This is a genomic window from Mycolicibacterium duvalii (assembly GCF_010726645.1).
Lineage (GTDB): Bacteria > Actinomycetota > Actinomycetes > Mycobacteriales > Mycobacteriaceae > Mycobacterium > Mycobacterium duvalii.
Window position 1 is genome coordinate 2,138,595 of record NZ_AP022563.1, and the last position, 19,014, is coordinate 2,157,608.

Here is a 19,014-nt window from a genome sequence, read left to right on the forward strand (position 1 = left end):
GCCGATGTCCGACACCCGGACTCAACATTGTCCGCGCGCCGAAGTGGATCTGGATCACCATTCTCCTGAGTTCCGCGAAGACCCGTACGGCCGGTTCCGTGAGTTGCGTGAATCGGGTTGCCCTGTCGCGCATTCCGACCACTACGACGGTTTCTGGGCGCTGACCGACTACTCATCGGTGTTCGACGCGGCCCGCGACGACGAGCTGTTCAACTCCTATCCGTCGGTCGGTGTGCCGGCCAGCGGCATGCCGTTCCCGATCCTGCCGATCGAATCCGATCCACCGCAGACCCTGGAGCTGCGCCAGGTGACCTTGCGGCAGTTCTCCCCCGGGTCGGCAGAGAAGGCACGAGAGATAGCCGTCGAGATGACCACCGCGGCCATCGACGAATTCATCGAACGCGGTGAGTGCGACATCGTCGGGGAGTTGACGACCCCGATGCCGGCCCGGCTGATTCTGCGGCTGCTGAACTGGGACGAGTCGCGGTACCTGGACTGGGTGCACTGGGTGCACACCACCGTGCACGACCGGGCACACGATCCGGACAATGCCGCCATGGCGGGCATGGAACTGTTCGGCGAGATCAACAAGCAGATGGAGCAGCGGCGCGCCGAGGGCCTGGGCGACGATCTGTTCAGCGACATCCTGCGCGGCACGCTCGACGGCAAGCCGCTCGACGACATCCAGATCACCATGTACGGCTTCCTGATGATGCTGGGCGGTATGGACACGACCAGCGGATTCACTGGGAACGTGCTGTTGCGACTCTGCGAGGACCGCGAATTGCGCGACCGCCTGATCGCCGATCCGGTCCTGATCAAGACCGGCACCGACGAACTGCTTCGGGTGTTCACTCCGACGCTCGGCCTGGCTCGTACGGTGTCGCGCGACACCGAATTCCACGGCCAGCAGCTGTCCCAGGGTGACCGGGCGATCCTGATGTGGGCCGCGGCGAACCGCGATCCGGCCATGTTCGAGAATCCGGACGAGCTGGATCTGGCCCGCGCGAACGCCAAGAAGCAGATGTCATTCGGCGTGGGTATCCACCGCTGCCTCGGCTCGCACTACGCCAAGATGATGTTCCAGGTCATGCTCACCCAGATACTGGAGCGGCTGCCCGATTTCGAGCTGGCCGGTGACTACGAGCGTTTCGAGGACGCTGGCGAGGTGCACGCCGTACGCAAGCTGCCGATCAAGTTCACGCCCGGCCCGCGGATCAGTTGACCTCTGCCCGTGACCATCTCGACCATCGCAGGGCTTCTGGACCACTGTGCGGCCGAACGGCCGAACCGGCCACTGCTACTGGACGTTGCGGGCGCGACGCTGACGGTGTCACAGGTCGCCGACCTCAGTTCGGCGGCCACCCGGTGGCTGCGGGACGCCGGCGTGCGACCCGACATGACCGTCGCCTGGCAGTTGCCGTCACACATCAACGCGGCAGTGACGATGCTGGCACTGTCCCGCATGTCCGTCACGCAGGCCCCGGTACTGCACCTCTATCGCGAGCGCGAGGTGCGCACGACACTTGATGTCGCGGGCGCCGACATTCTGTTGGTCGACCCGTCGACGGCAGGCAACGCGCCCGCCGATATCCCGACGGTCGTGATACCGGACGATCTGCTCGACCTCCTGCGCACAACGCCGCGGCCCGACGCCGAACCGGACGGGCCACGCACCACGACCGATCCGCACTGGGTGTATTTCACCTCGGGTACCACCGGTCGTCCCAAGGGGGTGAGGCACACAGATGCCAGCCTGCTCAATGCCTCCCGCGGCTTCGTCTCCCACCTGGGGCTGGGCAGCTATCCCGACGAGGTCGGCAACATCGCCTTCCCGATCGCGCACGTCGGCGGAATCATCTACGTTGTGGCCACGCTGCTCGGCGACTTTCCGGCGCTGCTGATCCCCAAGGTCTCTGTCGAGGAGCTGCCCGGGCTGCTCGCCGAACACCGGGTGACGGTGTCCGGCGCCAGCACCGCCTTCTACCAGATGCTATTGGCGGCTCAAATCGCCGCGGCCACGGACGAAATGCTGATGCCGTCGCTGCGCATGCTGGTCGGTGGCGGTGCCGCCTGCCCGCCCGAAGTGCACCACCAGGTACGGCAACGGTTGGGCATTCGGGTGGTGCACGCGTACGGCATGACCGAGGCACCGATGATCTGCGTCAGCGAGGCGACCGACACCGACGAACAACTCGCGGGCAGCGCGGGGCGGCCGATCCCCGGTTCACAGGTGCGGATCGCCCCGAGCGGTGAGATCGAGGTGCGCGGAGACAATCTGGCAGCGGGCTATGTCGACACCGAGCAGTGGGAGCGAGCGCTGACCGCCGACGGCTGGTTCCGCACTGGGGACCGCGGGCACCTACGGCCCGACGGCCGCATCGTGGTCACCGGACGAACCAAGGATCTGATCATCCGTAAGGGCGAGAACATCGCGCCCGACGAGATCGAGAACGAGTTGTTGGCTCATCCGCTCGTCGACGACATCGCGGTGCTGGGCCAGCCCGACGAACTGCGCGGTGAGCTGGTGTGCGCGGTGGTGCGGCGATCGCCCCGCCATCGTGATGTCACCCTCGACGAACTGTGCGCGTTCCTCGACGACCGCGGACTGATGAAGCAGAAGTGGCCGGAGCGCCTCGTCATCGTTGACGAGTTCCCGGTGACCGGATTGGGCAAGGTGGCCAAATCCGAACTGGCCCGGCGAATCACAGGAGGAAACCCATGACAGCGTTGGCGAACGACGAACGTCAGGAACTCGCGCAGTCAGTACGGGCTGCCTGCGACCGGATGGCCTCCGAGGAGCGGGTGCGTGCCGTCGCCTACGGCGAGGGCACGGACAGTCTCGAGGGCGGCTCCGGTTTCGATCCTGCGCTCTGGGACGTGTTGTGCAACCAGGTGGGAGTGGCGGCCATCGCGCTGCCCGAACATCTAGGGGGCGCCGGCTACGGCGCATCGGCGCTGGGGGTGGTCGCCCATGAATTGGGCCGAGCACTGGCACCGGTGCCGTTCATCAGTTCCGCCGTGCTGGCGACAGGGCTGCTGCTCGACTTGGCCGAGCACGATCCCGACGCGGACAAGCGGCTCGCCGCGCTTGCCGAAGGCCGGCGGATCGCCGCGGCGGCCGTCACCGAGGACGGCGGGCTGTGGCACCGGAATGCAGTGACGCTGAAGGCAACTCAGTCCGGCGAAGGATGGCACGTCGACGGTACCGTGCGTCATGTGCTCGGCGGCACCGTCGCCGACGATCTCATCGTGGTCGCCAATGCCCCTGACGGTGAGCCCGCGGTTTTCCTCCTCGACCCGTCGAGCGACACCGTCGTCACCGAGCCCGAGGACGTGCTGGACGGCAGCCGTCCGATGGCCACCATCACGCTGAATACCGCGCCCGCGATACGGCTGTCCGCCGGTCCCGTCGATGACGTCATCGAGCGCAATGTCAGTGTGGCGCTGGCGGTGCTGTCGGCCGAACAGGTCGGGGCGTGCGAGCGGGTGCTTGAGATCGCGGCCGACTACGCCAGAACCCGGGAGCAGTTCGGCCGCCCCATCGGCAGCTTCCAGGCCATCAAACACAAGTGCGCCGACATGCTGGTCGATCTCGAGTGGGCGCGCTCGGCTTCGCAGGCGGCGCTGCAGGCACTGGACGGCAACGTGGGCGCCGCCGACGAATCGGACTGGCGCGCAAGCATGGCCAAGGCGGTGTGCTCGGAGTCGCTGCGCAACGCGGCGCACGCCAACGTCCAGATTCACGGCGGGATCGGCTTCACCTGGGAAGACTCCGCGCATCTCTACCTGCGACGGGCCCGGACCGACGAGGTGGTGTTCGGCTCACCGGCCCAACACTGGGACCGTCTGGCCACGCTGATCAAGTTGACCTGACCTCACTTGAGTGTCTCGGTGGGAACGCCGTAGCGCTGCTGGTACTCGGCGACCTGGTCGCGGACCGTTGCGGCGTCGAGCCCGGTGTCGGCCCAGGTGTACCGGCTGACACTGCCGTCGCCGGGGTGGGCCGCCAGGTAGTCCCGCATCCGTTGCTCGGTGCTCTCCGGTAGCTCGCGGCCCAGGCTGCGATAGATGTTTCCGATGGTGGCGAACGGGTCTCGCATGAAGTCGGCGAAGTGCACGTCCACGACCCGGTCCGGGGCCAGCACGCCACTGTCGCGAAATCTCATCTCGCGTTCCAGGCCGACCACGATCTCCTCGCGGCATTGGACGGCGGCCTCCTGGATGTCGGCGCGCTCCGATGCCATTCGGCGCAGATGCACGGTGAGCGCGCTGACGGACGAGATCACGTTGAGGGGGTCGCGGTGGGTCTGAACGATCAGGGCGTCGGGGTACTCCTGTAGCAGGACGTCGAGTTGCCAGAGATGCGCGGGCGACTTGAGCAGCCACTGCCCCGGTACGCCGGATTGTAAGTGCTGCAGGAACTTTCGATGGTATCGGTACGCGTCACGGTGATCGGCCTCGTGCAGCAGCCATTGGTAGTAGTTCGGCAGCCGGTACTGGACCGAAAAGATCATGCTGCAGAATTGCCCGGCGGTGATCCGGACGCACTCCTGGCCGACGAGCGCCCCCATCGGGTGAAATGCTTGGAAGCCCGGCATGAGCTGCTCGGCAAGGTCGATGCTGGCCTGTGTCTCGGCGATACGCGGATCGGTGTGGTAGGTCCGGACGTCGGGCACCGGGAAGGGACGGTCGACCTCCCAGGTCAGGGGCGGTCGTAGTTGAGGGTCCTGGGCGAGCAGGTCGTAGAGGATGGTCGTCCCGGTGCGCGGTTGGCCCACGATGACGATGGGTTGGGTGATTTGCTGCTCGGCGACCTCGGGATGGGCGACGCGCCACTGGGTGATCTCCAGCCGATTCGTCAGCGCCCTCAGCACGTCGGCGGCGGCGATCTCCACTCCGAGGTCCGAAAGGCGTGCCTCCTTGACGAAGTCGTGCGTCAACCGTTCCAGCCCGTCCCGCCAGCTGTCATCGCTGCCGAAGTCGTCACTACCGGCCTGGTCGCAGGCCTGCTCGACGAGACGGTCGGGCACCAGGCGATCAGCCGCACTCACCGGTCGGCCGGACTCTGTGCGCCGCACACGCTGACCTGCACGTCCGGTGGCTCCGGATTGTCGAGCCACCGCAGAATCACGAAGCCGCGGTGGCGGCCGCCGGTGTCCAGCCAGTGGCCGTGGCCGAGGTCGTCGGCGCCGATGGCGATGCGGATCAACCCATCCGCGCCCGGCTCGATCCCCCTGTTCGTCACCGAACTGTGGCGACGGCGCGGTTCGAGGCATTCATGCCAGATGTTCTCCAGGGTGACGTTCCAGTACCGGGTGTCCGGTGGCGCAAATTCGAGAACGAGGGTTTCGTGGAGATCCAGCGCAAAGGTGCCGATCATGTACAGGTTGTCCGGTGTGGTGTCGGCGGCGCCGAGGTCGGCCGCCGCCGCGGTGACCATGGTGTTCAGCTCGGTCAACAGCTCGGGTTTGATCGTTCGGTGCAGCGTCGAGAGCTTGACGATGGTCCATGCCATGGACGTGAATTGTTCTGCCAGTTCGGCATCCGATACCGGCGGTGGTGGGGCCACCTCGCCGAGGGGCTGGATGTCGAGGATCGCGGGTTGTTCGGTGGCGGCGTCGCCGACATACTCGCGCACCACGATCGATGACGCATCCTCGGGCATCGGGATCCACTGTGCTCCGTCGAGTACCTCGGCCGGCGGCTCGGCACTGGAGAAGACCAGGTCGAACCTTCCCTCGTCGATCTCCAGATCGCGATCGCTCACATAGGCGCCCATTCGCCGCGGCGTCATACCGATCCCTGCGAGTACCTGCAGACCGAGGTATGCGGTGGTGCCCCGACGCCCGCTCACCCGGTAGGCCCGGTCGCCGCGGATCATGGCCAGGTAGTAGCCGCCATCTGGGTTGGGGCCACCGATCATGCGCGCCGGGGTGCACATGTCGAAGAACCACGGCGCGTCGGGATCGGCGTCTACCGACAATTCCGAGCACAACGCGGTGACCCGCGCGACGACGCGCAACCCCTCGAGCAGTTCGCGCTCGTTCTCGGCATCTGACCTGACGGACTCGGTGATATCGGCGAGAATTTTCTGGACAAACGCCCAGCTTTCCAAAGCCTTTGACGCCCAGGCGCTTTCCATAGTTGCCATCCTTTCGGTCCCGGCAGGCGAGGCTGCCCGTGTGCGGCCATCCGCGAGCGCACAGTTAATGAGACATAGTCTCACTGTATACAGCGTCTCATCTCGCGGGAAGACCTCACCGCCTATGTTGAGACGCCGCCCTATATTGAGACGATGTATCAGCAGGTTCCGCTCGGCGTCCGGAAGCGAAAGGCCACACGCGACCGGATAGCCGATGCGGCAGCGCAGCTCATCGGCGAACAGGGCCTCACCAAGACCACCGTCGAACAGATCGCGGCAACCGCAGAGATCGGCCGTGCCACGTTCTTCCGATACTTCAGCTCCAAAGAGGACGCGGTGGCCGAGGGTATGACGCGTCGCTGGCTGGACCTCATCACGACGACGATCGCCGACCAGAGTCCCGATTTGTCGGCACACGAGGCCGTGCTCGCGGGGTTCGCAGAACTCGCCATCGGCTTCACCGAGATCCACGACCAGGTCCGGGAATTGGCCGCATTGACCCGCTCCTCACCGGTATTGGCCGCGTGGACCCTGCAGGTGTACGTCGGCTACGAGGAGGCGATCGCCGCGTTGGTCGCTCCCCGGCTGCCAGACCTGCGGCCCGATGACCCACGCCCGAGACTGATCGGCGCACTGACCATGGCCTCCGTCCGCATAGCGCTCGACGACTGGCTGCGCGACGGCGGAAACCTGCCCGAACGCGTCCAGCAGGCTCTCACATCCGTGTCGTTTCAGTAGGCCTCGCGATCGGCCGGCCCGCCCCGCCCCGACACATCGCCGCTGACGTCCACATTTGGCTTGCCCCGGCGTTGCGCGGACGACTAGACTCGACATAAATAACTAAATGTTTTTCTGTTTCTGTCCATTTCTGTCCGTGTTCGCACCCACCCCGAGGAGGCACCAGTGCCGTTGCAGCCCTGGATGGAACTGATCTCTGTCGACGATCACCTGATCGAGCACCCGAAGGTGTGGAGCGATCGGCTTCCGTCGAAATACCTGGAAGCCGGGCCGAAGATCATCGAGTGGGAACGTCCCGACACCGGTGCGATGTGCCAGGTCTGGCAGTACGAAGGCCGGATCTATCCCTACATCGGGCTCAATGCCGTCGCGGGTAAGAAGCCCGAGGAGTACGGCATCGAGCCGGTGCGCTACGACGACATGATCCCCGGGTGCTACGACCCCAAGGCACGCGTGGCCGATATGGACATCGACGGTGTGCAGGCGATGACCTGTTTCCCGTCTTTCCCCCGCTTCGCCGGCGCGGTGTTCGCCGAAGGTGAGGACAAGGAGTTGGCCAAGCTCTGTTCGGCGGCATGGAACGACTTTCACATCGACGAGTGGGCGGCCACCGCGCCCGACCGGTTCATCCCGGTCGCCATGTTGCCGTTCTGGGACCTCGAGGCGAGCGTGAAGGAGGTTCACCGCGTCGCCGCGAAGGGCGCCAAGTGCGTGACGTTCCCCGATCTGCCGGACCGGCTGGGTCTGCCGTCGGTGCACTCCGACCACTGGGATCCGCTGCTGTCGGCCCTGGAAGAGACCGATATGGTGCTGGCCCAGCACTTCGGGTCCGGCGGTTTTCCGCCGCCGATCGCCCCCGACGCCCCGTTCGCTGTCTTCATCACGCTGATGGGCACCATGTCGATGACCGCAATGACGGACTGGCTGTTCTCCAACACCCTCTACCGGCACCCGAAGCTGAAGATCGGGTTGTCCGAAGGCGGGATCGGCTGGATTCCCTACATCCTGGAGCGCTGCGACAGCGTGTGGCGCAAGCACCGCTTCTACAACAACATCAATCAGGACCACCCGCCGAGCTACTTGTTCAAGAAGCACATCCACGGCTGCTTCATCGAAGACGACTTCGGCGTGGAGATGCGGCACATGATCGGCGTCGACAAGATCACCTGGGAGTGCGACTATCCGCATTCCGATTCGTTCTGGCCGCAGAGCCGGGAGCGCGCCGCTCAGGCACTGGAGAAAGTGCCCGACGACGAGGTGCACCGCATCGTCGAGCTGAATGCCCGTGAGTTCTACAACTTTCCACGGGCCGCGTGACCGACGACGACGCGGGGCCGATCGAGCAGCTGCCCCGGTCTGACTGGACCGATCAGGATCTGCTCACCAAGGTCGAGGCCCGTGAGCGCCTCGTCGAGGAGATCGCTCGCACCTGGGTCCGACTGGACCAAGCCCGGGCGGGCACCGGGGATTCAGCAGAGATCGCCCTGCTGGAGCGCCGGCTCAACGCCATGGAATCAATCCGCAACGAGTACAACGACTATCTGGGCGGGACGTGACTGCGACCGGTCCGAGGCCAAGGAGTGAGTGTGCCAGCTTCCGCTGACGTCGTCGAGGACATCGACACGATTCGCACGCAGATCCGCGAATTTTTGGAGAGCGCCCCCAAACCACCGGGTCTGCGCAACTACGGACCCACCCCCACCGCGGCCGATGTGGAGCCGGGTCAGAAGTGGCACCGTTATCTCGCCGACCGCGGCTACACGTGCCTGCACTGGCCGCCCGAATTCGGCGGTGCTGACGCGTCCGTGGCCTACCAGGCGGTCTTCGCCGAGGAATGCGCGCGGGCGGGAGTGCCGCGCCAGCTCAACATCACCGGGGCGGATCTGGTCGGACCGGTGCTCATCAAGTTCGGCAGCCCAGAGCAGAAAACCCGCTACCTGGACGGCATCCGGCTCGGCGACGACGTCTGGACACAGCTGTTCTCCGAACCCGGCGCGGGTTCGGATCTGGCCGGCGTACGCACCCGCGCCGAGCGCACGGAGAGCGGCTGGCGGGTCGACGGCCAGAAGGTGTGGAGTTCGGCAGCGGCGTCCGCCGACTACGGTCTGCTGCTCGCCCGCACCGGCCCCGACAAGCACCGTGATCTGTCGATGTTCATTGTGCCGATGAGCCTTTCGGGCGTCACGGTGCGCCCGCTGACCCAGATGGACGGCGAGAGCAAGTTCAACGAGGTCTTCCTGGACGGCGTGGAACTCGGCGACGAAGCACTGATCGGCGAGGTCGGTCAGGGCTGGGCAGTCGCGATGGTCACGCTGGGCCGCGAGCGGCTGACGCTGGGCACCCAGGCGGTGGCGATGTTCCGACTGCACGAACAGATGGTCGCCGCCGCCCGCAGCCGCGACCTGCTCGACCCGGTGTTGTCGCGGTCATTGACCCGGTTGTGGACGCGGATGTGGTTGCTGCGCTTCACCTGGCAGCGCGCGATCGACGCGGGCGACCTGGCTTCGCCCGCCTTCTCGGTGCTCAAGCTGATGACGTCGGAGACCGATCGGGATCTGGGTGACATGGCCACCGAGGTGCTCGGCACCGATGCCTGCGTCGACCCGGCCGGCTCAGGTGACGCGGCAGATCTGGTGCACCACATGCTGGTCGGGCGGGCGCAGACGATCCTGGGCGGGACCAGCGAGATCCAGCGCAACATACTCGGTGAGCGGGTGTTGGGGCTTCCCAAAGAGCCACGATGAGCGCTTGCGCGAAGAGCAGACCAGCACGGTGACGGATCCTTTGACCGCGGCCGCCCTCGTGGACGGGCTGCGCAACGCCTTGCGTCCCGGGATGACGCTGGCCCTTGGCGACGGCGTGGGCGCGCTGCGATGCCTCGACGACGGCACATCGGTCGGCGCGGCGGTGAGCACAGCGGCCCGCGAGGTGGGTTCGGTACAGCTGGTGCTGGGATGGCTGCCGGCCCCGGTGGACGGCCTGGATGCCGAAGCGTTCGCCGAGGTGGTGGCGTTGATGCCGGGCTGGGGTGTGCGCGACGTGCTGAGCAGTCCGTCGGCACGGTTTCTGCCTACCCGGCTGGCCGCGATACCGGCGTTGCTGACCGACGTGCTGCGTCCCGATGTGCTGCTCACCCGTATGGTGCTCCGAAACGGCGAACTGCAGTTCGGTACCGAGGTGTCCTGGCAGCAAGCGGTGATCAACGGCGGCACGCGAACCTTCGGCGTCATCGATACCAATGCCACCGCGGCGAGTGCCCTGCCCGCCCTCGACCCGTCCGGGGTCGAGGTGCTCGGTACGGTCGACGGCGGGCTGGTCCTCCTGCCGGAGAGAACGCCCGAGCCGGTCCACGAGGCGCTGGCCGACGCGGTGTTGAGATTCGTCCCGGAGGGCTCCCGATTGCAGTACGGGCCAGGGCAACTCGGCACTGCCCTGCTGCAATGGGCGCGGGTACCACTGCACATCGACACCGGCCTGCTCACCGACGCCGTCGTCGACCTGGACCGGCGCGGACTGTTGATCGGCACCCCGTCGGCGACGTATCTGCTCGGCAGTGAGGTGCTCTACGACTGGGCCGACGGACGGCCGATCCTGCGCGGGTTCGACCACACTCACGACCTCACCCGGCTCTCGCGCGGCACCCCTCTCATCGCGGTGAACACCGCCATCGAAATCGACCCGTTCGGACAGATCAATGTCGAAGGGGTGGGCCAGAAAGTGTTCGGCGGGATCGGCGGGCACCCCGACTACTGCGCGGCCGCCAGGATGAGCTGCGGCGGGCTCTCCATCATCGCCGTCCCGTCGAAGGTAAACGGGCGCTCGCCGCTCGTCGAGCGACTCACCAGGCCCGCATCCACACCGGCCCACGACGTCGATCTGATTGTCACCGAGGCTGGATACGTCGATCTGCGCCAAGCGGACTGGTCTCAGCGCCGCACGCTCATCACCGGGCTCTTCGCCTGAAGAAAGGGAACTCATGACATCACTTGCAGGACAGGTCGTGCTCGTCACCGGCGGCGGACGCGGTATCGGCCGCGCACATTGCCTGGAAATCGCGGCACAGGGCGCGGCCGTCGTGGTGAACGATCCCGGTGTGAGCCGTGATGGCACCGCGGGTGACACAGGCCCCGCCGCACAGGTCGTTTCGGAGATCGAGCAGGCCGGCGGCAAGGCGGTGGCGCACACCGGATCGGTGGCGTCGTGGGATGACGTCGCCGACATGATCTCGACGGCCGTCAACACCTTCGGCACCCTGACCGGTGTCGTCAACAATGCCGGCATCGTGCGCGATGCCATGGTCGCCAATGTGTCCGAGGCGGACTGGGACGCGGTGATCGCCGTCCACCTCAAGGGGACCTTTGCCGTCACCAGGCACGCCTGCGAGTACTGGCGTGCCCAGTCCAAGGCGGGCAATCCGATCGATGCGCACATCGTCAATACCGTCTCGGGCGCCGGCCTCTGGGGCAACGTCGGCCAAAGCGCCTACGGTGCGGCCAAGGCGGCCATCGCGAACCTGACAGTCGTGACGGCGATGGAAGCGCGCCGCTACGGCGTTGCGGTGAACGCGATTTCACCTCTCGCCGTCACCCGGATCAGCGAGGGCTTCTTCGGCAGCGAGCAGGCAGCCGACCCCGCGCTCGACCCGGCCCGCAGCTCGGCGGTCGTGGCCTGGCTGCAGTCGCCGGAGTCGTCCTGGCTGACCGGCCAGATCCTGCGGGTGAATGGCCACCGGTTGAGCCGGATCGAGGGTTTCACCGAGGCGCCCGGCCGCTATGACGCCAAAGACGGTGTGTCGCTGGAGTTTTCCGAGATCGGCCAGGCGGTCAGCTGGCTCTACGGCACCTCACCGCGGGGGCTGGCGGGTCCGCTTCCATCACACTGAGATGACGATGCCCTGAGTGAGGGCCACGATGATGCCGAGGACCAGGAGAAACGCCAGGCACCCGAGGACGAGCTTGATGGTCTCGTCCCACAGTGCGGCGTTGCTCTCTGGCGGCAGGAAGAATTCGGCAGGCATGTCCTTCATGCTGGTGCGCGTACGCGGTTCGGTGCTCATCTCACCCTCTCGGTTCACGGGATGTAGGGGCTGTCGGAGCCGGTAGCCAACCGCATGATGATCAGCGGCAGGACCAGGAACACGAAGAAACTCGCCTGGAAACCGATGAACCATGCGCCCAGGCGCATCAGCTCGAATCGCCAACGCGCAATGGTGACCTCGTAGTTGAGGAAGCTGTCGAACTCCTGCTGTTTGGTCAGCAGAACTGGCGCCTCCATGACTGCGACACCACCCTGCGGCGCCGGGCCGGCAGCGGCCGCCGACGTCCCCGGTGCCGACTTGGGCCTGGTGAACCGATCCAGCCCGCAGAACCGCTCAAGGTGATTGAGGCCACGGATCGGCGGCTTGCCCGCCCAGTACGCGATCAGGTTGGGCCAGGTGCACATGATGCCGATCGTCCAAAGCAGTGTGATGCGACCGCCGTTACCCCACTCCAGCACCGGGCCGATACCGGGATCGTAGGTCCACCAGCCCATCGCGGTGGCGGTGCCCTCGACGGCGAAATCCCACACATAGTTGACCGGAATGGCCAGCACCAGCATCGATCTCAGCATGCTCCAGCCGAATTTGGACGAAACCCACTGGCTCAGCCACAGCACCAACAGCGCATGCACGCCCCAGTACACCGCGTAGGCGAACGGCATGAACAGCGGGTCGTTCGGGGTTTTCAGTGGCAACCACTCCAGCAGGTGGTGCTGGGCGAAGGCCGGGCTGTAGAATAGCTGTTGGCCCCAGTCGCCGACGGTCTCCATCCAGTACACGGCGATGCTGTTGAACAGGAACAGGAAACCCCAGGTGAACCGCCGCGTGCGCGCGACGTCGACGACGGCCAGCACGATGAAGATGCTGCCGACGATCGGGATCACCCAGTTGAACACCCAGACTCCGCTGGGATCCAGCGTGGCCGGCGGTACCAGTTCCTGCGAGGCGAAATACAAAGTGCCCTCCCGGTCCGAATATAGTGAAGATAGCTTCACCATATTCGCTTGTGATGTCAACCACGTGACAAGGAATTCCGTCGAAAGGTGGTCGATCTGAGCCCTGCACCGTCCAGGAAAGCGGCGCGCACCGAGCGCGACATCCTGCAGTACCAGACCAGCTCACTGCAGCGCCACGCCATCGAGTTCGGTGAATGGATGATGCGTGCCAGCCTCGAACGTGCGCACGCACTCGGCCATACCGGCCTGCGGCCCGCGCATGCGCGGTTGATGGTCTTCCTCGGATGGGAGGGCAGCCGCATCTCCGATATCGCCCGCGCCCAGGACGTCTCCAAGAACGCCATCGGACAGCTCGTCGACGAACTCGTCCAGCTCGGCTATGTCGAGCGGGTCGCCGACCCACACGACCGGCGCGCCAAGGTCGTTCGGTACACCCGACAGGGGGCTGACATGATGGCCGACGCCGCCGCCGTCGGCGACCGGCTCGACGCCGAGATCGCAGATATCATCGGCGCCCGTCGACTCGAGCAGCTCCGGTCGGCCCTGGCCGATATCTGCCGGGATCTCCGGCTCGGTCCAGACCAGCGTCACGCGGTATCAGGGCGCCCCTCCGCCGACGACGACCTTGCGCGCACCAGGGCTGAACCGGATCGGTAGTTGCCGCAGGGCGTACCCTAGGGCTCGATGACGTTGGCGAAGGAAAATGAGACGGTTCGGGAAACTGCCAACGTCACAGCTTCTTTCGGTGGATCAGAATGCTCAGTGGACGCAATTTCACCTTGCGCGATCACCCCACGTATCGCCTCATAGGTGACGAAACGATCGGCGACGACGCACGCTTGCGTCCCTGGCGCGGGCAGGGTGGGAAAACCATCCACCTCGACCTTCATATCGTCGCCTTCCACACCGAGGACACGTGCGGGAAGGGCCAGCAGCCGGCCCTCGGCGTCGGTCACACAGATCGCCCCGGTCGGTTCCCCGCTGAGGAACGCGGCGAGCTCATCCGCCGGCATCGAGACCGGACCACCGCTGCGCTCACGTGGCATGATCGCCCGGCCTCACATCGTCATCGGCGTCGGGGAGCCGGGCGGCGAATACTTCATCGAGTGCCACCCGGATAACGCACCGCTTACCGCTGATCATCCGTTCCCGCACCGTGGTCATCACCCAGTCCGGGACCCGTCCGTCGGCGGATTCGGCGCCGACCATGAGGTCGGTCTCCTCGACCGACGGTCGATAAACCTCTGCGGTACCGCGCACCGAGACCCAGGCGTCCGTACCGTCGTTTTGCCCCAGGACGACGCAGGACGGCAGGATCGGCACGCAAATGCTGCACCTTCGCGCTCCTGGCATAGGTCGAGAAGTACAGGCTTCCCGGCTCGTACCGGACGGACTGCATCGCATAGCCGATCGGACGCCCCGACTCGTCCCGGCAGAAGAGGAAGGCACGGCGGTTCTGGTGCATGAATTCGGCCAATTTCGCCGTTTTGGTCATTGAACCCCACTTCGGTGCCGATACAACGGCTCGCGACGCAGGAGGATCGAGGCCAACTCGGCCGGTTCCGACGTCATGGCGTTGTGGCAGCTGTCGAGTTCGACGACCTCGCCTACGCCGCCGAGGTTGGCGATGAAACGGCGCTGATCCCTGATCGGCAGCACATGGTCCCGAAACGTGAGTATCCAGGTTCGAGGAACCTCCGCCGGCATCCGCGATCGATCCACCGGTTCGTGAACGATACTGAGCGACTCCGGAACCAGAAGACGCAACGAATCATTTCGTTGCTCCTCGGTCATCCCGTTACAGAACATCCATCGAGCCATCCACACCGGTAGCCGATCGACATTCATCCGCGCGAACAAGCGAATCGGCGGTTTCAACGTGCTGACGACACTCTTACCGTCGAGCGGCACGTTGCAGGCCAGCAGAATGATCCGGCGGACACGTCGGGCACCGAGGCGAGCCGCCACATCAGGAATGACAACACCTGCGAGCGAATGCCCCACGAGGACCACCTCGTCGAAGCCGGCTTGTTCGATCTGTCCGACAACGGAGTCGACGCACTCGGCGATCGTCAATCTCCGCACATCTGCTGGTATGCCCTGTCTACCAGGAAGGTTCACCGCCAGATACCGCACGTGCGGCGACTGGCGGTGCATCTCCGCGATCGTCGGCTGCCAACATCGGCTGTCGAACTCCCGCCGTGGATGAAGACGAATGCCGGCCGGTCCGCTACGTTCATCGGTCTGCAGCGGGCGGGCTAGCGGCTGAAGTGAGCCAGCGGTCGCTCGACGAACTCGAACACCACGCCGTCCGGTGAGCGCAGGAATGCGATGTACAACCCATCGATCTTGGTTCCCGGCAGCGGGCACCACACCGGATCACCCATGCGCTCAACGGAATCGGGCACCGCAGCCAGAGCATCGCGCACACTCTCCACCCGTAACGCGCAGCGGTAGAGACCCTGACGATTGCCACCCCACGGCACCGGCGTGGGGGCAGTGTCGGGATGCTGCACCACGGTCAGGGTGAACTGATGCCCATCCTCGGCCAACGCGTACCGGGCCACCACGCAATCGGTTTCGCCCGAACCAGCGGGAGCCAGTTGAGCCTCCGCAGCCGGCACCGTAGTTGGTGCGGCCACCTCGGTGAAGCCGATGGCGGTCAGGAACTCACCGGTTGCGGCCGCGTCGATCGCCGCGATCCGAATCCCGTTGAACATGGCGCCCTTCGACGTGTCCGCGCCGGCGGGCAGCTCGGTCAATTCGATGACCACGCCGTCGGAATCCTGGGCGAGCACCGACTTCCCACCACCGAGCAACGTGTCCACCGGATCGCCCACCGTCAGGCCCGCTCCGCGAAGGGCCGACGCCGCATCGTCAAGATTGGCCACTCCGAGTTGCGCTGCGCGAATCCCGGGGCGCACCGGATCGGTGCTGGGATCAACATTCAACGCCGGCGAGTAGTACTCGATGGCCTCCAGCGCACAGCCACCGCGCCCGCCGCGGGCGTCATAGAGAAACGAAGTGGCACAGAAGGTTTCGCCCTGCAGGCCAAGGATCGTCCCATCGGTGGCGACCTTGGGATCGGTGCGCATCCGCGGCTTCAGGCCGAGCAGGTCGCCATAGATCCGCTCGGTGGCGTCCAGCGAGACGCAGTTGAGGTTGACGTGCAGGAACCGCCGGGCCAGAACGTCGGAAGTCACTAGAGCACCACCGAGTTGATCTTGAAGTCGATAATCTCGTCATCGCTGAAACCGAGCTCGGCGAGCAACGCGTCCGTGTGCTCGCCATGTCCTGGCGCGCAGGTCAGGTTCAACGGCACCTCGTCGAACTGCACCGGGCTGGCCGCCAGCGCGAATTCATTGTTGTTGGCGTCGGTGACCCGGGGTAGGTAGCCATTGGCGATGGCCTGTGGGTCACTGTGCACCTCTCCTGCGGTGTGCATGACATCCCAGACACCCTCGAAGCCGGCAAATGTCTTCTCCCAGTGGGCCAAATCCTGGGACTCGAAGCTGCGGCGCAACTCGGCGATGCACTCCTTGCGGTTGCCGAAGCGCACCACCGCGTTGGCGAACCGCTCGTCGGCGATCAAATCGGGCCTGCCGAGCCGAGTGCAGAAGTCCGACCAAAACCGGTCGGCCTGCAGCAGCACGAAGGCGATGAACCGGTTGTCGCGGGTCTTGTAGATGCTGGCGACCGGATTGGGCATCTCGTCGAGGTTAAACTTCGGAATGTCCTGGCCGGTGACGCCCGCGCCGACGATATCCGGGCCCAGTTGCCAGATGGCGGCATTGAGCAGCGATACGTCGACCACCGACGGTTCGCCGGTGCGCTCGCGCTTCACCAGTGCCGCGGCGATACCACCCGCGATCGCCAGGCCACCGTAAGAGTCCCCGAACGCCGGCCGCTGGATCGGCGGGTAGGATCCGGTGCCATCGGAGTACGCGTCGCCGATGCCGCCGCGTGCCCAGTACGCCGCGAGATCGAACCCGCCCTGCGAAGCCAGGTCGCCCTTGGTCCCGTAACCATGGCCCCGGGCGTAGATGATCTTCGGGTTACGCGCCCGTACCTGCTCGACGTCGATGCCCATGCGCTGCCGCGAATCCGGCAGCAGATTCGTGACGAACACGTCGGCCGTCTCGATGAGCTTCATCAGCAGTTCCAGACCCTCGGCTGTCGAGGTGTCCAGCCCGATGCTGCGCTTGCCGCGGTTGGGCTGTTCGACGAAGTGGTTCACTCCCCCAGCACCCGTGACGACTCCTGAGCTGATCAGGCCACGCTGCGGATCGCCCGTCTCAGGGTGTTCGACCTTGATGACCTCGGCGCCCCAATCCGCGAGGACGGCACCGGCCGCGGGCACGAATGTCCACGCCGCCAGTTCGACGACGCGGATGCCGTTGAGAATGTCTGTCATTGTCTCTCTCGCTTCACATCAGGGGTTGGTTGGTCAGTGGGATCGGATAACCGGCCAGACCCGCGCCTGCCGTACCGCCGATGAGGAGGTGTGCCTTTTCGCGGACGTTCAGACCCACTGTGTGACGACGTTCAGCTGATCGGATAGCCGATGGTTTTGGTCTGCAGATGCTGCTCGAAGCCCTCGATGCCGTTCTGCCTACCGATGCCGCTCATCTTATAGCCACCGAACGGCGCATCGGCGCCGTAGTACATGCCGCTGTTGATCATCAGCGAGCCGGTGCGGATGCGACGCGCCACTGCCATCGCACGCTCATTGGAGCCCATGATCGCCCCGGCCAGGCCATATTTCGAGTTGTTCGCCAGCTCGACGGCTTCGTCGTCACCGCCGTCGTACGCGGTGATCGACAGCACCGGACCGAAGACTTCTTCCTGGAAGATCGTGTGGTCCGGCTCGACGTCCGCGACAACCGTCGGCGCGACGAAATAGCCGCGATCGAGGCCCTCTGGCACGCCGCCGCCCACGGTGATCCGGCCGCCTTCTCGCTTCGCGATATCGATGTAGTTCAGCACCCGGTCGCGCTGCTTGGCCGATACCAGGGGGCCGCAAAAGGTGTTCGGGTCGGCCGGATCGCCCACTGCAAGGGCGCCGAATGTCGCGGTCGCAACCTCGACGGCCTGGTCATAATGACTGCGCGGCACCAACATTCGGGTTGCCAGCGCACAGCCCTGCCCGCTGTGCATCAGCGCGCCGATACAGCCTGGCAGCGCCATGCTCATGTCCGCGTCGTCAAGGACGAGGTAGACCGATTTGCCGCCGAGCTCGAGCATGTTGCGCTTCATCGTGTCCCCGGACAGCCGCTGGATCAGCTGGCCGACCGGCGTCGAGCCGGTAAACGAGATCATGTCGACCCGCGGATCGGTGACCAGCCGCTGGGCTATGCCGTTGTCCGATGTCGGAACAACGTTGACGACACCGGCCGGGATATCGGTCTTTTCGGCGATGATCCGGCCCCACCGCAGCGCGCTCCACGGGGTCTCGATGGCACCCTTGAGCACCATGGTGTTACCGGTGGCCAAAATCTGGCCGACCTTGTTGCTAATTATCTCGAACGGAAAGTTCCACGGCGTGATGGCGCCGACCACGCCCATGGCCTCCTTGACCACGACCCGGTTGTACGGTACACCCATCTTGGCGTCCTGATCGAGCATGCGCTCCCACTGGAAGGTCGAGATCAGTTCCGCGGGGTAGCGAATGGCGTCGACCAGCGGCCACTCCATCTGCGCGATATACGTCATCCCTACCGTCGCGCCGACCTCGGCGATCAGCTCGGCGCGGATGTCTTCCTTTTCTTGCTGCAGCGCCTCGTGCAACTGCATCAGGCAGTGCTGGCGGAACTCCCGGTTGGTCGACCAGTCGGTGCTGTCGAAGGCGTGCCGGGCCGCGGCGATCGCGGCGTCCATGTCCTCGGCGTCGGCGTCCGCAGCGACGCCCAGTACCTCTTCGGTGGTGGGGCTGAGGTTATCGGCGGTCCGACCGCTCGTCGCGTCGCGCAGCCGACCGTCGATGAACAGTCGAGTTTCGGGGTTGAAGTTGACGGTGGCGGCAGCAATGGGTGAAGCCGTCATGGGCGGTCCCTCTCGTCGAAGTGTCGGCGTGAGCTATTGTAACCGTTTATAGATAACTGTTTAGCGGATTCGGCACTCGGCTGGATCCCCGACCC

20 protein-coding genes are annotated in these 19,014 nt (G+C 65.5%); 10 read left to right on the plus strand and 10 right to left on the minus strand.

Features of this window, described 5'->3' with window-relative positions; translation table 11 throughout:
* Positions 1–4 precede the first annotated feature (4 nt).
* The 3 genes from G6N31_RS09940 to G6N31_RS09950 are packed head-to-tail and all read left to right on the plus strand — an operon-like array spanning position 5 to position 3,876.
* Entirely contained in the window at positions 5–1,225 is a 1,221-nt protein-coding gene (locus G6N31_RS09940; protein WP_098003029.1) for a cytochrome P450, read from the plus strand.
* 9 nt (positions 1,226–1,234) lie between these two features.
* On the plus strand, positions 1,235–2,725 hold the full coding sequence (locus G6N31_RS09945; RefSeq protein WP_098003028.1) for a class I adenylate-forming enzyme family protein: 1,491 nt from the start codon (positions 1,235–1,237) through the stop codon (positions 2,723–2,725).
* On the plus strand, positions 2,722–3,876 hold the full coding sequence (locus tag G6N31_RS09950; protein ID WP_098003027.1) for an acyl-CoA dehydrogenase family protein: 1,155 nt from the start codon (positions 2,722–2,724) through the stop codon (positions 3,874–3,876). The genes G6N31_RS09945 and G6N31_RS09950 overlap by 4 nt, the downstream gene beginning before the upstream one ends.
* Before the next feature lie 2 nt (positions 3,877–3,878).
* Here G6N31_RS09950 and G6N31_RS09955 read toward each other — a convergent pair whose 3' ends face one another.
* The gene (locus tag G6N31_RS09955; RefSeq protein WP_098003130.1) at positions 3,879–5,054 is read right to left on the minus strand and encodes a sulfotransferase family protein; all 1,176 of its coding nucleotides are present in this window, start codon (positions 5,052–5,054) and stop codon (positions 3,879–3,881) included.
* Positions 5,051–6,154, minus strand: a complete 1,104-nt coding sequence (locus G6N31_RS09960) for a DUF1214 domain-containing protein (RefSeq protein ID WP_098003026.1) — start codon at positions 6,152–6,154, stop codon at positions 5,051–5,053. Before G6N31_RS09960 ends, G6N31_RS09955 begins: the two co-directional genes overlap by 4 nt.
* Positions 6,155–6,298: 144 nt before the next feature.
* Here G6N31_RS09960 and G6N31_RS09965 point away from each other — a divergent pair, with 144 nt between their 5' ends.
* From G6N31_RS09965 to G6N31_RS09990, 6 genes are all read left to right on the plus strand, one after another.
* A complete protein-coding gene (locus tag G6N31_RS09965) occupies positions 6,299–6,883 on the plus strand; it encodes a TetR family transcriptional regulator (protein WP_098003025.1) in 585 nt (194 codons plus the stop codon).
* 165 nt (positions 6,884–7,048) lie between these two features.
* Positions 7,049–8,200, plus strand: a complete 1,152-nt coding sequence (locus G6N31_RS09970) for an amidohydrolase family protein (RefSeq protein ID WP_197747168.1) — start codon at positions 7,049–7,051, stop codon at positions 8,198–8,200.
* A complete protein-coding gene (locus G6N31_RS09975) occupies positions 8,197–8,439 on the plus strand; it encodes a hypothetical protein (protein ID WP_098003022.1) in 243 nt (80 codons plus the stop codon). The genes G6N31_RS09970 and G6N31_RS09975 overlap by 4 nt, the downstream gene beginning before the upstream one ends.
* 30 nt (positions 8,440–8,469) lie before the next feature.
* Positions 8,470–9,627 (plus strand): acyl-CoA dehydrogenase family protein, encoded by a 1,158-nt coding sequence (locus tag G6N31_RS09980; protein ID WP_098003021.1) that lies wholly within the window; start codon positions 8,470–8,472, stop codon positions 9,625–9,627.
* Positions 9,628–9,655: 28 nt separating this feature from the next.
* Entirely contained in the window at positions 9,656–10,846 is a 1,191-nt protein-coding gene (locus G6N31_RS09985) for an acetyl-CoA hydrolase/transferase C-terminal domain-containing protein (RefSeq protein WP_420090493.1), read from the plus strand.
* 13 nt (positions 10,847–10,859) lie between these two features.
* A complete protein-coding gene (locus G6N31_RS09990) occupies positions 10,860–11,765 on the plus strand; it encodes an SDR family NAD(P)-dependent oxidoreductase (RefSeq protein WP_098003020.1) in 906 nt (301 codons plus the stop codon).
* On the opposite strand, the gene G6N31_RS09995 is transcribed toward G6N31_RS09990, so the two are convergent.
* Positions 11,757–11,939, minus strand: coding sequence for a DUF7156 family protein (locus tag G6N31_RS09995; RefSeq protein ID WP_098003019.1), 183 nt, complete (start codon positions 11,937–11,939; stop codon positions 11,757–11,759). The two genes, G6N31_RS09990 and G6N31_RS09995, sit on opposite strands and share 9 nt — an antisense overlap.
* Before the next feature lie 14 nt (positions 11,940–11,953).
* Positions 11,954–12,919 (minus strand): hypothetical protein, encoded by a 966-nt coding sequence (locus tag G6N31_RS10000; protein WP_244962260.1) that lies wholly within the window; start codon positions 12,917–12,919, stop codon positions 11,954–11,956.
* 45 nt (positions 12,920–12,964) lie between these two features.
* Here G6N31_RS10000 and G6N31_RS10005 point away from each other — a divergent pair, with 45 nt between their 5' ends.
* Positions 12,965–13,534 (plus strand): MarR family winged helix-turn-helix transcriptional regulator, encoded by a 570-nt coding sequence (locus tag G6N31_RS10005; protein WP_244962261.1) that lies wholly within the window; start codon positions 12,965–12,967, stop codon positions 13,532–13,534.
* Positions 13,535–13,551: 17 nt separating this feature from the next.
* On the opposite strand, the gene G6N31_RS10010 is transcribed toward G6N31_RS10005, so the two are convergent.
* The 6 genes from G6N31_RS10010 to G6N31_RS10035 all read right to left on the minus strand — a co-directional run bounded on the left by G6N31_RS10010 (position 13,552) and on the right by G6N31_RS10035 (position 18,919).
* Positions 13,552–13,890: a hypothetical protein gene (locus G6N31_RS10010; RefSeq protein WP_098003126.1), complete on the minus strand. Its 339-nt coding sequence runs from the start codon at positions 13,888–13,890 to the stop codon at positions 13,552–13,554.
* A 22-nt stretch (positions 13,891–13,912) separates the two neighbouring features.
* Complete coding sequence (locus G6N31_RS27415) at positions 13,913–14,200, minus strand: hypothetical protein (RefSeq protein WP_234815259.1); 288 nt, start codon at positions 14,198–14,200, stop codon at positions 13,913–13,915.
* Between the two features lie 168 nt (positions 14,201–14,368).
* Positions 14,369–15,034: an alpha/beta fold hydrolase gene (locus tag G6N31_RS10020; protein WP_163722130.1), complete on the minus strand. Its 666-nt coding sequence runs from the start codon at positions 15,032–15,034 to the stop codon at positions 14,369–14,371.
* Between the two features lie 101 nt (positions 15,035–15,135).
* Positions 15,136–16,080 carry a VOC family protein gene (locus tag G6N31_RS10025; protein ID WP_098003018.1) on the minus strand — a complete coding sequence of 315 codons (945 nt, stop codon included), beginning with the start codon at positions 16,078–16,080 and terminating at the stop codon, positions 15,136–15,138.
* Positions 16,080–17,291, minus strand: coding sequence for a CaiB/BaiF CoA transferase family protein (locus G6N31_RS10030; protein WP_098003017.1), 1,212 nt, complete (start codon positions 17,289–17,291; stop codon positions 16,080–16,082). Before G6N31_RS10030 ends, G6N31_RS10025 begins: the two co-directional genes overlap by 1 nt.
* A 131-nt stretch (positions 17,292–17,422) precedes the next feature.
* Complete coding sequence (locus tag G6N31_RS10035) at positions 17,423–18,919, minus strand: aldehyde dehydrogenase family protein (RefSeq protein ID WP_098003016.1); 1,497 nt, start codon at positions 18,917–18,919, stop codon at positions 17,423–17,425.
* Positions 18,920–19,014 lie beyond the last annotated feature (95 nt).